The following is a 13,527-nucleotide window of genomic DNA, read 5'->3' on the forward strand; positions in this document are numbered from 1 at the left end:
CCGGCGATGAGCAAGGGCAAGGATCGCGCGATCGTCGTCAAGCGGGTCGCACCGGCGAAGAAAGGCCACCACGGCGGGGCCTGGAAGCTCGCCTATGCGGACTTCATGACCGCGATGATGGCCTTCTTCCTGCTGATGTGGCTGCTCTCGGCGGTCACGCCGGTGCAGTTGAAGGGTATCGCCGACTACTTCAACACACCGCTGAAGGCCGCGCTGTTCGGCAACGGCGATCGCAGCTCGCATGACTCGAGCATCATCAACGGCGGCGGCTCGGACATCACGCGCAGCGACGCGGGCACCACGCGGCGCACCGACGGCAGCACCATGCTGGCCAACCGCCTGACCCAGGCCGGCCGCGACGACGAGCACGACGTCGACCCGGGTTCGCAGGACCGCCAGGAGCAGGTGCGCCTGCACGACCTGCAGATCAAGCTGATGGCCGCGATCGAGGCCAACCCGGTGCTGCGCCAGTTCAAGCAGCAGATACGCATCGACTCGACCCTGACCGGGCTGCGCATCGAGATCGTCGACACCCAGAAGCGGCCGATGTTCGCGCTCTCGAGCGACGCCGTCGAGCCCTACATGCGCGACATCCTGCGCGAGATCGGCAAGACCCTCAACGACGTGCCGAACCGTATCGTGATGCAGGGCCACACCGACGCGGTGCCGTATTCGGGCGGCGAGAAGGGCTACAGCAACTGGGAACTGTCGGCGGACCGGGCCAATGCCTCGCGGCGCGAGCTGATCGCCGGCGGCATGGACGAGGCCAAGGTACTGCGCGTGACGGGCCTGGCCTCGACCCAGAACCTGAACAAGGCCGACCCGCTCGACCCGGAGAACCGCCGGATCAGCATCCTGGTGCTGAACCGCAAGTCGGAGACCGCGCTGATGCGCGAGGACGCCACCGCCACCACGCTGTCGAACGACGCGGCCGGCTCGCAGGCGCTCGCGCAGCAGATCGGCGGCGGCGCGAAGCCGGCGGCACCGGGTGCCGGGCCTGCCGCGGTGCCGAAGCCGGCGCTCGCACCGCCCGCGGTGAAGCCCGCCGCGCCGGCGGCACCGGCCGTGGCGCCCGCGCGCGGCGCCTTGTGATGTGAATGATGTGAATGACGTGATTTCGGGACCGAACGACATGATCCGCTCCATCCTCGCCATCGACGATTCCGCGACCATGCGCGCCCTGCTGCAGGCGACGCTGGCCGACGCCGGCTACGACGTGCACGTGGCCGCCGACGGCGAGCTCGCGCTCGAGCTGGCCGCCGCGATCGCCTTCGACCTGGTCGTGACCGATCACCACATGCCGGGCAAGAACGGCCTGGACGTGATCCGCACGCTGCGCGCGCGCGGCGCCTACGCGGCGACGCCGATCCTGGTGCTGACCACCGAGAGCGGCGAGGACTTCAAGTCGGCGGCGCGCGAGGCGGGCGCCACCGGCTGGATCGAGAAGCCGCTCGACCCGGAAACGTTGCTGGACCTGGTGGCGGCGCTGGCGGCGCCGAGCCACCCGTAGTCGCGCGCACGCGACCGGCCCCGGACCAGGGCCGACGACCCCAATACGACGCCAACCGACGATACGACGTGGATCCGGCATGACTCTCGACATCACCCAGTTCTACCAGACGTTCTTCGACGAGGCCGACGAGCTGCTCGCGCAGATGGAGCAGTTGCTGCTCGGTCTCGACGCCGGCTCGCCGGATCCGGAGGACCTCGCCGCGATCTTCCGCGCCGCGCATTCGATCAAGGGCGGCGCGGCCACCTTCGGCTTCGCGGCGCTGACCGACACCACCCACATCCTCGAATCGCTGCTCGATCGCGCGCGCAATCACGAGATCGCGCTGACGGTGCCGATGATCGACGCGTTCCTGGAAACCAAGGACGTGCTCTCGGAGCAACTGGCCGACTACCGTGCCAGCGCCGAGCCCGACGCCGCCGCCGCCGCGGCGATCTGCGCCAAGCTCGAGGCGCTGCTGCAGGGCGCGCTGGGCCAGGCCGCAGCGCCCGCGCCCGCCCCGGCGGCGGTGCAGCCGGCGGCGCACGAGGAGGAAGAGGAATCCGAGGCGGACCTGGAGCGCGCCTTCGCGGCCGCGGCGGCCGAATTCGACGCGGTCGCCGGCAGCGGCGCGCCCGAGCACGTGGTCACCCAGGCGCTGGAGGCGGCCCATCCGGGCAGCGCGGCGGCCGGTGGTGACGGCGACGGCGGTGCTGCCGGCGCCGACGAGGGGCCGCACCTGCGCATCGTGCTGCGCGGGGTCGGCGCCAAGGATCGCGAGCTGCTGGTCGAGGAACTCGGCAACCTGGGCCGCGTGGTCGGCCGCCAGGAAGCCGGCGACGACCTCACGCTGTGGCTCGACAGCGACGTGCCTTCCGACGACATCGTCGCGGTGCTGTGCTTCGTGATCGACGAAAGCCAGATCTCGATCGGCCGCGACACGGCGCCGGGCGCCGCCGCGCCGGCCGCGCCCGTGGCGCCGGCAGTGGTGGCCGAGGCGTTCGCGCCGGCCGCCGCCCAGCCGGCTCCGGTGGCCGCGGCAGCGCCCGCGCCGGCGCAAGCCGCGCCCGCCGCTCAAGCCGCCAGCGTGCCGGCCCCGGCCCCGGCCCCGGCCGCGCCGGCCGCCGCCCCGGCGGCCCAGCCCGAGCCTGCCGACGGCCGCGGCGCCGGCGAGGATCGCCGCGCGCGCAACCACCAGGCCGCGGCAGGCGCCGAGGGCAGCTCGATCCGGGTCGGCGTGGAGAAGGTCGACCAGCTGATCAACCTGGTCGGCGAGCTGGTGATCACCCAGGCGATGCTGGCCGAGACCACCAGCGCCTTCGACCCGGCACTGCACGACCGCCTCTACAACGGCATGGCCCAGCTCGAGCGCAATGCGCGCGACCTGCAGGAAGCGGTGATGTCGATCCGCATGATGCCGATGGACTACGTGTTCAGCCGCTTCCCGCGCCTGGTGCGCGACCTGGCCGCCAAGCTCGGCAAGGAAGTGGAGCTGGTCACCTTCGGCCAGGCCACCGAGCTCGACAAGAGCCTGATCGAGCGCATCATTGATCCGCTCACCCACCTGGTGCGCAACAGCCTCGACCACGGCATCGAGACCGTCGAGAAGCGCCGCGCCGCCGGCAAGGACGCGGTCGGCCAGCTGGTGCTGTCGGCCGCCCACCACGGCGGCAACATCGTGATCGAGGTCAGTGACGACGGCGCCGGCCTGAACCGCGAGCGGATCCTCGCCAAGGCGGCCCAGCAGGGCATCCCGGTGTCGGACACGATCAGCGACGACGAGGTCTGGAACCTGATCTTCGCGCCGGGCTTCTCGACCGCCGAGACCATCACCGACGTGTCCGGCCGCGGCGTCGGCATGGACGTGGTCAAGCGCAACATCCAGGCGATGGGCGGCCATGTCGAGATCAGCTCGCTGGCCGGGCGCGGTACCACCACCCGCATCGTGCTGCCGCTCACGCTGGCGATCCTCGACGGCATGTCGGTCAAGGTCGGCAGCGAGATCTTCATCCTGCCGCTGAACTTCGTGATGGAGTCGCTGCAGCCGGCCGCCGCCGACATCTACACGGTCGGCAACGGCGAGCGCGTGGTGCGGGTGCGCGGCGAGTACCTGCCGCTGGTGGCGCTGCACGAGGTGTTCTCGGTGGAGGACGCGCGCACCGACCCGACCCAGGGCATCGTCACCATCATGGAGACCGAGGGGCGCCGCTTCGCGATGCTGATCGACGAGCTGGTCGGCCAGCAGCAGGTGGTGGTGAAGAACCTCGAAACGAACTACCGCAAGGTACACGGCATTTCGGCCGCAACGATACTCGGCGACGGCAGCGTCGCGCTGATCGTCGATGTCGCCGCCCTGAATCGCGATGCCCGCTCCGCCCACGGCGCGGGCGCGCTCGCGACTTTCTAACCGCTACGCGGCCATGCCGCATTGGGAGGACAACGTGTCCGAAGTCCATTCGATCCATCAGGCGGCCGCGGGCGCGGGCGCCAACCGTCGCGGCGTCGCGCAGGGCGACGCGACCGGCCAGGAATTCCTGGTCTTCACGCTCGGCGACGAGGAATACGGCATCGACATCCTGAAGGTGCAGGAGATCCGCGGCTACGACAGCGTCACGCGCATCGCCAACGCGCCAGAGTTCATCAAGGGCGTGATCAACCTGCGCGGCATCATCGTGCCGATCGTCGACATGCGCATCAAGTTCCACCTGGGCCGCATCGAGTACGACCACCAGACCGTGGTGATCATCCTCAACGTCGCGCATCGCGTGGTCGGGATGGTGGTGGACGGCGTCTCCGACGTGCTGACGCTGACCTCCGAGCAGATCATGCCGGCGCCGGAGTTCGGCGCGACGCTGACCACCGAGTACCTGACCGGGCTCGGCAGCGTGGACGGCCGGATGCTGATCCTGATGGACATCGAAAAGCTGATGACGAGCCGCGAGATGGCCCTCATCGACGAATTCGGCGTGTAAGCGCCGCCGCGCAATCTCTCGGGGGAGACTGATGATGCTGCACAACTGGTCGATTCGCACGACGCTGACCGCCGTGGGATTGTCGTTCGTGGTTCTCACCGCCGTGGTCGGCGGACTCGGCCTGGTGGCGCTGAACCAGACCGGCGCGGCGTTCAACGAGATCGTCGGCGGCGACCTGCCGGCGATCCGCTCGCTGAGCGACACCTCGTCCTACCTGCTGCGCACGCGCGTGGCGCTCGATCGGGTGCGCGCGCTGACCGAGTCCGGCAACGTCGAGGAGACGCAGAGCGCGCTGAACCGCGCGCAGGCGCTCTACGAGCAGTCGGCGCAGAACTGGCAGGCGTTCCAGGCGGCCAGGAAGCTCGGCATCGACAGCGCCCTGCTCGACGAGGCCAACACGCGCCACGACGCGCTGAAGACCGCGGTCGACGCCGAGTTCGCGGCGATCAAGGGCGGCGACATCGCCGGCTACCACGCGATCGCCGATGCGCAGATCAGCCCGATGTTCGTGGCCTACGACGGCACGGTGGCGAACCTGACGGCCGCGCTCGAGAAGCGCGTGGCCAGCCATCGCGAGAACACCCAGTCGCAGATCTCGCTGATGATCACCTGCATCGCGATCGGCATCGGCCTGTCGGTGGTGATGATCGTGGTGGTGCGCCTGGCGCTGCGCGGCCTGATCGTCGGCCCGCTGGAGCGCGCCATCAGCCAGTTCGAGCGGATCGCGGCGGGCGACCTGTCCGAGCCGGTGCGCGAGTTCGGCAACAGCAACGAGATCGGCCGCCTGTTTACCGGCATCGGCCGCATGCAGAAGGCCATGACCGAGATGGTGAAGTCCGTGCATCGCGGCGCCGAGTCGATCGACGTCGGCGCGCACGAGATCGCCAGCGGCAACGTCGACCTCTCGCAGCGCACCGAGCAGCAGGCCGCCTCGCTGCAGGAAACCGCTTCCAGCATGGAGCAGCTCACCGGCACGGTGCGCCAGAACGCCGAGAACGCGCGCCAGGCCAGCCAGCTGGCCGTCAACGCCTCCGACATCGCCACGCGCGGCGGCGACGTGGTCAGCGAGGTGGTCACCACCATGCAGGCGATCTCGGTCAGCTCGAACAAGGTGGTCGACATCATCGGCACCATCGAGGGCATCGCGTTCCAGACCAACATCCTGGCGCTCAACGCGGCGGTGGAAGCCGCCCGCGCCGGCGAGCAGGGCCGCGGCTTCGCGGTGGTGGCGGGCGAGGTGCGCTCGCTGGCGCAGCGCAGCGCCACGGCGGCCAAGGAGATCAAGCAGTTGATCGGCGATTCGGCCGACAACGTGCGCAGCGGCTCGGAGCTGGTCGAGCGGGCCGGCGCGACGATGGCCGAGATCGTGCAGGCGGTGCGCCGCGTGACCGACATCATCGGCGAGATCAGCGCCGCCTCGCACGAGCAGTCGACCGGCATCGAGCAGATCAATCGCGCGGTCGGCCAGATGGACGCGGTCACCCAGCAGAACGCCGCCCTGGTCGAGCAGGCAGCGGCAGCGGCGGCTTCGCTGGAAGACCAGACCCGGCAACTGAAGGCGGTGGTGGGCGGCTGGCGTGTCGAGGGCGGCGCGGCCGCGCTCGCGCAGGCCGTCGCCGAACCGGTGCTGCGCAAGCCGGCCTCGCTGCCGGCGCCGCAGGCCGCCGCGGCTTCGGCCCCGGCCGTGGCGCATGCCGACCCGCACAAGGAAGCGCACAAGGACGTCCATAAGGAAGCGAGCCCGGCCGAGCCGGCCGGCAGCGCGGTTACGCCGACCACGCCGCCGCGTCGTCCCGCGGCCGCTGCCGGCGGCGCCCGCGCCGGCGCGAGCCGTGCCGCCGCCGCGGCAGGTGCCGCGCGAGCCGGCGCCGCCAGCGCCGCCAGCGCCGCTGCCGCGCCGCCCGCCGCCAAGGCCGGTTACGCGCCGCGCGTGGCCAAGGGCGCCGAGGCCGGTGCCGCGCTCAAGCGCCCCGCCCTGTCCAGCGAGTCGAAGCCGGCACTGGCCGCCGCGGCCGGCTCCGACGACGACTGGGAAACCTTCTGAGCCGAGCCCGAGATGAATGCCCGCCCCGCGCCCCGTACCGAGCCTGCGACCGCGCTTTCGCCGCGCGCGTCGGAGGCCGGCCGCGACTTCGCGTTCACCGGTGAGGATTTCGCGCGCATCCGCGCGCTGATCCACCGGCGCGCGGGCATCTCGCTGTCCGAGCACAAGCGCGACATGGCCTACAGCCGCCTGGCGCGGCGCCTGCGCGCGCTGGGCCTGGACAGCTTCCGCGACTATCTCGACCGGCTCGAGCGCGACAACGACCCGGTCGAGTGGGAAGCCTTCACCAATTCGCTGACCACCAACCTGACCGCGTTCTTCCGCGAGGCGCATCACTTCCCGATCCTCGCCGAGTTCGTCAAGACGCGGCCGGCGCCGGTCTCGGTCTGGTGCTCGGCGGCCTCCACCGGCGAGGAGCCGTATTCGCTGGCGATCACCCTGCTGGAGGCGCTCGGTCCCTCGGCGGCGCGCCAGGCCAGCATCCTCGCCACCGATCTCGACACCCAGGTGCTGGAGAAGGCGCGGCTGGGCATCTACACCTTCGACCAGGTCAAGCATCTCTCGCAGGAGCGGCTGCGCCGCTTCTTCCTGAAGGGCACCGGCCCGCAGGCGGGGCGCGTCAAGGTGCGCCCCGAGCTGCGGCAGATGATCCGCTTCGAGCCGCTGAACCTGACCGACGCCGACTACGGCATCGGCCAGGGCTTCGACGCGATCTTCTGCCGCAACGTGATGATCTATTTCGACAAGCCCACGCAAGGGCAGGTGCTGGCGCGCTTCGAGCCGCTGCTCAAGCCCGGCGGCCTGCTGTTCGCCGGCCACTCGGAGAACTTCTCCTATGTGACGCAGGCGTTCCGGCTGCGTGGCCAGACCGTCTACGAACGCACCCGCGACGCCGCGTCGGCCGCGGGTCCGGCGCGCGCGCGCCTGCCCGCCGGCGTGCCGGCGGCGGCCAGCGCCGCGCCCAGCCTGGCCGGGGAGGATGCATGAGCGCACTGCCGATCGCGAGCAATCACTACTTCGACAACCACTTCGGTCGTCCCGGCGTGAAGCTGCTGCCCAACGAGTTCTTCACCACCCGCGAGGACATGGTGCTGGTCACTGTGCTGGGCTCCTGCGTGGCGGCCTGCCTGCACGACCCGTTCGCGGGCCTGGGCGGGATGAACCACTTCATGCTGCCCGACGACGGCGCCGACGCGCGCGCGCCGGCTTCCGACTCGATGCGCTACGGCGCCTACGCGATGGAAGTGCTGATCAACGAGCTGATCAAGGCCGGCGGCAAGCGCGAGCGTTTCGAGGCCAAGGTGTTCGGCGGCGCGGCCGTGCTGGCCGGCATGACCACCATCAACATCGGCGACCGCAACGCCGATTTCGTGCGCCGCTACCTGGCGCTCGAGAAGATCCGTATCGCCGCCGAGGACCTGCAGGGCACGCATCCGCGCAAGGTCGCGTTCATGCCGCGCACCGGGCAGGCGATGGTCAAGAAGCTGCGGCTGTCGGTGCCCGGGGTGGCCGAACGCGAGGCCGCGCTGGCCCGCTCGGCGGCCGAGGCACGCGCCGCCCGCGCGCAACGCGCGCGCGCCCACGTCGAGCTGTTCGCCGCGCCGGCCGTGCCGAAGCCGCGCGTCGAGTTGTTCGGCTCGACGGCTACAACGAAAAAGCAGGAGGCATGAGCACCGTGCAGAAAATCAAGGTATTGTGCGTCGACGATTCGGCGCTGATCCGCAGCCTGATGACCGAGATCATCAACAGCCAGCCCGACATGGCGGTCTGCGCGACGGCGCCGGATCCGCTCGTCGCGCGCGAGCTGATCAAGCAGCACAACCCGGACGTGCTGACCCTGGACGTGGAAATGCCGCGCATGGACGGCCTCGACTTCCTGGAGCGCCTGATGCGGCTGCGTCCGATGCCGGTGGTGATGGTATCGTCGCTGACCGAGCGCGGCTCGGAAATCACCTTGCGCGCGCTCGAGCTCGGCGCGGTCGACTTCGTCACCAAGCCGCGCGTGGGGATCCGCGACGGCATGCTCGACTACGCCGAGAAGCTGGCCGACAAGATCCGCGCGGCGGCCCGCGCGCGCGTGCGGCAGGCCGCGCCCGCCAAGCCGGCGGCCGCCGCCGGCCAGGCCAGCGCGCCGCTGATGAACAATCCGCTGGTCAGTACCGAGAAGCTGCTGATCGTGGGTGCCTCCACGGGCGGCACCGAGGCGATCCGCGAGCTGCTGGTGCCGCTGCCGCCCGACGCGCCGGCGGTGCTGATCGCGCAGCACATGCCGCCCGGCTTCACCAAGTCCTTCGCGCAGCGCCTGAACACGCTGTGCCGGATCGCGGTGAAGGAAGCCGAGCATGGCGAGCGGGTGCTGCCGGGCCATGCCTATATCGCGCCCGGCCATGCCCACCTGCTGCTGGCGCGCAGCGGCGCGAACTACCTGGCCCACCTGTCGGACGAGCCGCCGGTGAACCGGCACCGTCCCTCGGTCGACGTGCTGTTCCGCTCGGCGGCGCTGCACGCGGGCAAGAATGCGATCGGCGTGATCCTGACCGGCATGGGCCGCGACGGCGCGGCCGGCCTGCTGGAGATGAAGCGCGCCGGCGCGCGCACCTTCGCGCAGGACGAGGCCAGCTGCGTGGTGTTCGGCATGCCGCGCGAGGCGATCGCGCTGGGCGGGGCCGACGAGGTGGTGCCCCTGAACGAGATGAGTCGGCGCGTGCTGGCCGCGATGGGCGAGCGTGTGCAGCGCGTCTGAGGACGCGGCGAGAATACCGAATTTTGCAGAGGAACCGTGATGGACAAGAACATGAAGATTCTGGTGGTGGACGATTTCCCGACGATGCGTCGAATCGTTCGCAACCTGCTGAAGGAGCTCGGCTACTCGAACGTCGACGAGGCCGAGGACGGCGCGGCGGGGCTCGCGCGCCTGAAGGGCGGCGGTTTCGATTTCGTGATCTCCGACTGGAACATGCCGAACCTCGACGGGCTGGCGATGCTCAAGGCGATCCGCGCCGACGCCGCGCTCACGCACCTGCCGGTGCTGATGGTGACCGCCGAGTCGAAGAAGGAGAACATCATCGCGGCCGCCCAGGCGGGCGCGAGCGGCTACGTGGTGAAGCCGTTCACCGCGGCCACGCTCGACGAGAAGCTCAACAAGATCCTCGAAAAGATGGCCAAGGCCGGGAGCTGACAAATGGACGAGCCGATTCATGCGGCGCTGGCCGGCGCCGGCTTTCCGGCCGAGCAGGGGGCGGATGGCGCGGATCTCACCAGCGACCGGATTCTCGCGCGGATCGGCCAGCTGACCCGCACGCTGCGTGATTCGATGCGCGAGCTCGGGCTCGACAAGCACGTCGAGCAGGCCGCGATGGTGGTGCCCGACGCGCGCGACCGGCTGCGCTACGTGGCCGACATGACCGAGCAGGCCGCCGAGCGCGTGCTGACCGCCATCGAGATCGCCAAGCCGGTGCAGGAGCGGCTGCAGGCCGAGGCCGAGGCGCTCGACGCGCGCTGGGCCACCTGGTACCGCGCGCCGATCGAGCGCGCCGAGGTGCGCGAGCTGATGGACGACACGCGCGGCTTCCTCGGCGCGCTGCCCGAGGCCACCTCGGCGACCCGCACCCAGCTGCTGGAGATCATGCTGGCGCAGGACTTCCAGGACCTGACCGGGCAGGTGATCAAGAAGATCATGGAGATGGTCTACCTGATCGAGCAGCAGTTGCTGGCGGTGCTGGTCGAGAACATCGCCCCCGAGCGCCGCGAGCAGTTCGCCGCCAACGCGGCCGCGCTGGTCGCCGAGGGACACCCCGACACGCTGCTCAACGGTCCGCAGATCGCGCCCGAAGGCCGCGCCGACGTGGTCCAGGACCAGGCGCAGGTCGACGACCTGCTGGCCAGCCTGGGGTTCTGAGCCAGCCGCCCGCGGGCCGTTTCATTTTGTGATCCGGCCCGGCCGGCCGCCGGGTTCGCCCCGCCGGCCGGCGCTTCGTTACAGTTGCTTACCAGCCGGCGAATCGCGTTTGGTTTTTGCTGTCGGCCGAAGGCATACTACCGATCGACATTGGCGCCCATCCCGGCTGGAATCTCCAGCCGGGACGGGTGATCCGCAACGCGGTCCGCCGGATCCGACCACGGATTCGGCCGCGAATCCGGCCGCGAACTGGCTGAGGATCGGCGGACGATTGACGGTTTGCACTGCGGGCGCCAGCGGCGCGCGTCTCGCGCCGCGGTGCCGGCTTACGAGGGGTGACAGGGTGAAATCGACAAGCATGCGCGGCCTCGCCGCGAAATGGGCCGCCGGCGCGCTGGCGGCGGGATGCGCCAGCGGCGCGTTCGCCGAACTGGGCGGGCCGCCCTCGGCGCCGCCCGCCGACGACACGGCTGCGGTGGTCCGCACGCTCTCGCCCTCGCGGGCCGCGAGCACGAAACTCGCCAACACGGCGCAGTCCACGGCCGGCTACACGGTGCGCGAAACCACCCTCGGCTCCGGCACGGTGATCCACGAATACCTCGGCAGCAACGGCAGCGTGTTCGGCGTGGCCTGGCAGGGCCCCACCCAGCCCGACCTCGCCTCGCTGTTCGGCAGCTATTTCTCCCAGTACAGCGCCGGCGTCCAGGCCTCGCACGCGAGCCGCGGCCTGCGCGCGCCGATCGCGATCGACTCGAGCGCGCTGGTGGTCCGCTCGGGCGGCCACATGGGCGCCTTCGTCGGCTCGGCCTGGCTGCCCGCGCTGCTGCCCGCCGGCATGACCGGCGCCGATATCCAGTGACCACCGGGAGCCCCATCTTGCGTACTTCCTCGAATCCCTTCCGCTGGCTCGCCGCGCTGGGCCTGGTCGCGATCACGGCCGCGCTGGTCGCCTGCGGCGGCGGCGACGGCGGCAGCGGCGCCAGCAACAACGCCAGCACGCCGAGCTCCGGCGGCGGCACCGTCGGCAGCGGCAATACCGGCACCGGCAACCAGGTACCGATCGTCGTCAATGCGGGCCTCGGCAATGTGGTGAACATGCCGACCGTCAGCGTCACGGTCTGCGCGCCCGGCACCTCGAACTGCCAGGTCATCAACAACGTGCTGCTCGATACCGCCTCGTTCGGGCTGCGGCTGGTCGGCTCGGCGGCCTCCAGCGTGCTCGGCAGCCTGCCGACGCAGACCGCGAGCAACGGCGGCACCCTCACCGAGTGCGGCCAGTTCGTGTCGAGCTTCACCTGGGGCTCGGTGCGCTCGGCCGATGTCAAGCTGGCCGGCCTGACCGCCAGCGCGGTGCCGATCCAGATCATCGGCGACCTCGGCACCTCGAACGTGCCCAGCTCCTGCTCGAACGGCGGCAGTTCGGCCAACTCGGTCGCCGCGCTCGGCGCCAACGGCATCCTCGGGGTCGGCCAGTCGCCGTTCGATTGCGGCAGCACCTGCGTCAACTCGACTGCCAACAGCAACTACTACTCGTGTCCGTCGAGCGGCAGCTGCACCCGCACCACGGCGGCGCTGAACCGCCAGGTGGCCAATCCGGTGGCGCGCTTCCCGAGCAACAACGACGGCGTAGTCGTCCAGCTCGGCACGCCCAGCGGTGGCAACGCGAGCGGCACGCTGACGCTGGGCGTCGGTTCGCTGCCGGGCGGCGTCACGCGGCTCGGCACCACCACCGCGGGCAACGTGACGGGGACCTTCCAGGCCCGCGCGATCGCCTCGGCGTTCTTCGACACCGGCTCGAACGCCTATTTCTTCGACTCCACCGATAGCAGCACGCCGCTGCCGACCTGCAGCAACAACGCCTCGTTCTACTGCCCGAGCACCACGCAGAACCTGACGGCCTCGCTGACCGGCACCGACCTGAGCACCCTCAACGTGAGCTTCTCGGTCGCCAACGCGCAGACGCTGTTCAACAGCAACGGCTTCGCGCTGGCCAACCTGGGCGGGCCGTTCGGCCAGAACCAGACGCTCGACTTCGGGCTGCCGCATTTCTTCGGCCGCAGCATCTACTTCGGCTTCGACCTGCGCGGCCTCGGCGGCACGCAAACGCCGTACATCGCGCTCTGACGGGCCGCCGCGGCCCGCGCGCCCGAAGGGCGCGATCGTCCCGCCCGCGAGGGCGAGGCGGTCGCGCCCTTTTTCATTCGGCGTGAGGCCGGCGCGCTCGCCTATCATCGAGGTTCGGCCGCGCGATCCCGGCGCGGCGTTCCCAGGCGCATCGAGGGTCGGCCCGCGGCGCGGTCCAGCCCCGCAAGGAGGCAGGCGATGACATCCATCCCGGCGACGGCGCAGCCGTCGATCCAGCGCATCACGCCGTTCCTGTGGTTCGACCAGGAGGCCGAGGCGGCGGCGAATTTCTACGTCTCGGTGTTCGACGATTCGCGCATCACGCGCGTGGCCCGCTACGGCAAGGAGGGCGCGCGGGCCGCCGGCCAGCCCGAGGGCACGGTGATGACGGTGGCCTTCGAGCTGGCCGGCCAGGGTTTCTCGGCGATCAACGGCGGCCCGGTGTTCCGCATCAGCCCGGCGGTGTCCTTCGTGGTCAATTGCCGGACCCAGGACGAGATCGACCGCTACTGGGCCAGCCTGGCCGAGGGCGGCGAGGCCGGGGCGCAGCAGTGCGGCTGGCTCAAGGACCGCTTCGGCGTGTCCTGGCAGATCGTGCCGGTGCAGCTGCCGGCCCTGCTCGGCGAGGCCGACGCGGCGCGCGCGGGCCGCGTGATGGCCGCGCTGATGAACATGAAGAAGCTCGATCTCGCCGAGCTGGAGCGCGCCGCCGCCGGCTGAGGGCGCTCGCGGCGGATGCATGAGGGCAGGCGGCCAGCCGCGGGCAGGGCGGGCCGCCGCTGCCGCCTTCGTGCCCCGGCTGTCTCCCTGTCCTCGGCCCTGTCTTCCGTCTCATTTCCCACCCCGCGCCCGCCTGCTCCCTCCCCCGCGCGCCCTGTCGTTTTTACCGCCCCCGCCTTCCATCGTCGGAAATACCCCGGTTTCCCCGCTTTCCTCGACCGATCGCCGTTCGACACGTCCATCAATAATCGATGCACTGGAAATGGCATCCCGCCGTTTC

Annotated in this window: 13 protein-coding genes; all 13 read left to right on the forward strand. The window is 70.7% G+C overall.

Features of this window, described 5'->3' with window-relative positions; genetic code table 11:
- Nucleotides 1-6 precede the first annotated feature (6 nt).
- Nucleotides 7-1,092 carry a flagellar motor protein MotB gene (gene motB / locus FB600_RS20065; RefSeq protein ID WP_096749905.1) on the forward strand — a complete coding sequence of 362 codons (1,086 nt, stop codon included), beginning with the start codon at nt 7-9 and terminating at the stop codon, nt 1,090-1,092.
- Between the two features lie 40 nt (nt 1,093-1,132).
- Entirely contained in the window at nt 1,133-1,510 is a 378-nt protein-coding gene (locus FB600_RS20070; protein WP_013696275.1) for a response regulator, read from the forward strand.
- Between the two features lie 79 nt (nt 1,511-1,589).
- On the forward strand, nt 1,590-3,896 hold the full coding sequence (gene cheA / locus FB600_RS20075) for a chemotaxis protein CheA (RefSeq protein ID WP_098181398.1): 2,307 nt from the start codon (nt 1,590-1,592) through the stop codon (nt 3,894-3,896).
- 34 nt (nt 3,897-3,930) lie between these two features.
- On the forward strand, nt 3,931-4,461 hold the full coding sequence (gene cheW / locus FB600_RS20080; RefSeq protein WP_096750681.1) for a chemotaxis protein CheW: 531 nt from the start codon (nt 3,931-3,933) through the stop codon (nt 4,459-4,461).
- A 34-nt stretch (nt 4,462-4,495) separates the two neighbouring features.
- On the forward strand, nt 4,496-6,505 hold the full coding sequence (locus FB600_RS20085; RefSeq protein ID WP_145757285.1) for a methyl-accepting chemotaxis protein: 2,010 nt from the start codon (nt 4,496-4,498) through the stop codon (nt 6,503-6,505).
- 12 nt (nt 6,506-6,517) lie between these two features.
- Nucleotides 6,518-7,492 carry a CheR family methyltransferase gene (locus tag FB600_RS20090; protein WP_096749903.1) on the forward strand — a complete coding sequence of 325 codons (975 nt, stop codon included), beginning with the start codon at nt 6,518-6,520 and terminating at the stop codon, nt 7,490-7,492.
- Entirely contained in the window at nt 7,489-8,175 is a 687-nt protein-coding gene (gene cheD, locus FB600_RS20095) for a chemoreceptor glutamine deamidase CheD (protein WP_013696280.1), read from the forward strand. Before FB600_RS20090 ends, cheD begins: the two co-directional genes overlap by 4 nt.
- Nucleotides 8,172-9,248, forward strand: coding sequence for a chemotaxis response regulator protein-glutamate methylesterase (locus tag FB600_RS20100; protein WP_029950915.1), 1,077 nt, complete (start codon nt 8,172-8,174; stop codon nt 9,246-9,248). The genes cheD and FB600_RS20100 overlap by 4 nt, the downstream gene beginning before the upstream one ends.
- A gap of 39 nt (nt 9,249-9,287) precedes the next feature.
- A complete protein-coding gene (gene cheY / locus FB600_RS20105; protein WP_013696282.1) occupies nt 9,288-9,683 on the forward strand; it encodes a chemotaxis response regulator CheY in 396 nt (131 codons plus the stop codon).
- 3 nt (nt 9,684-9,686) lie between these two features.
- Entirely contained in the window at nt 9,687-10,403 is a 717-nt protein-coding gene (cheZ, locus tag FB600_RS20110; RefSeq protein WP_098181397.1) for a protein phosphatase CheZ, read from the forward strand.
- A 358-nt stretch (nt 10,404-10,761) separates the two neighbouring features.
- Nucleotides 10,762-11,262, forward strand: coding sequence for a DUF2844 domain-containing protein (locus tag FB600_RS20115; protein ID WP_052142664.1), 501 nt, complete (start codon nt 10,762-10,764; stop codon nt 11,260-11,262).
- A gap of 17 nt (nt 11,263-11,279) precedes the next feature.
- Nucleotides 11,280-12,527 (forward strand): DUF3443 domain-containing protein, encoded by a 1,248-nt coding sequence (locus tag FB600_RS20120; protein WP_096749901.1) that lies wholly within the window; start codon nt 11,280-11,282, stop codon nt 12,525-12,527.
- Between the two features lie 198 nt (nt 12,528-12,725).
- Nucleotides 12,726-13,247: a VOC family protein gene (locus tag FB600_RS20125; RefSeq protein ID WP_096749900.1), complete on the forward strand. Its 522-nt coding sequence runs from the start codon at nt 12,726-12,728 to the stop codon at nt 13,245-13,247.
- Nucleotides 13,248-13,527: the final 280 nt, after the last annotated feature.

It is taken from the genome of Burkholderia sp. SJZ089 (genome assembly GCF_007828315.1).
GTDB classification, from domain to species: Bacteria; Pseudomonadota; Gammaproteobacteria; order Burkholderiales; family Burkholderiaceae; genus Burkholderia; species Burkholderia gladioli.

Coding starts and splice junctions, on each gene's coding strand:
- motB (WP_096749905.1), top strand. CDS start 7: ATGAGCAAGGGCAAGGATCGCGCGATCGTCGTCAAGCGGGTCGCACCG.
- FB600_RS20070 (WP_013696275.1), top strand. CDS start 1,133: ATGATCCGCTCCATCCTCGCCATCGACGATTCCGCGACCATGCGCGCC.
- cheA (WP_098181398.1), top strand. CDS start 1,590: ATGACTCTCGACATCACCCAGTTCTACCAGACGTTCTTCGACGAGGCC.
- FB600_RS20085 (WP_145757285.1), top strand. CDS start 4,496: ATGCTGCACAACTGGTCGATTCGCACGACGCTGACCGCCGTGGGATTG.
- FB600_RS20090 (WP_096749903.1), top strand. CDS start 6,518: ATGAATGCCCGCCCCGCGCCCCGTACCGAGCCTGCGACCGCGCTTTCG.
- cheD (WP_013696280.1), top strand. CDS start 7,489: ATGAGCGCACTGCCGATCGCGAGCAATCACTACTTCGACAACCACTTC.
- FB600_RS20100 (WP_029950915.1), top strand. CDS start 8,172: ATGAGCACCGTGCAGAAAATCAAGGTATTGTGCGTCGACGATTCGGCG.
- cheY (WP_013696282.1), top strand. CDS start 9,288: ATGGACAAGAACATGAAGATTCTGGTGGTGGACGATTTCCCGACGATG.
- cheZ (WP_098181397.1), top strand. CDS start 9,687: ATGGACGAGCCGATTCATGCGGCGCTGGCCGGCGCCGGCTTTCCGGCC.
- FB600_RS20115 (WP_052142664.1), top strand. CDS start 10,762: ATGCGCGGCCTCGCCGCGAAATGGGCCGCCGGCGCGCTGGCGGCGGGA.
- FB600_RS20125 (WP_096749900.1), top strand. CDS start 12,726: ATGACATCCATCCCGGCGACGGCGCAGCCGTCGATCCAGCGCATCACG.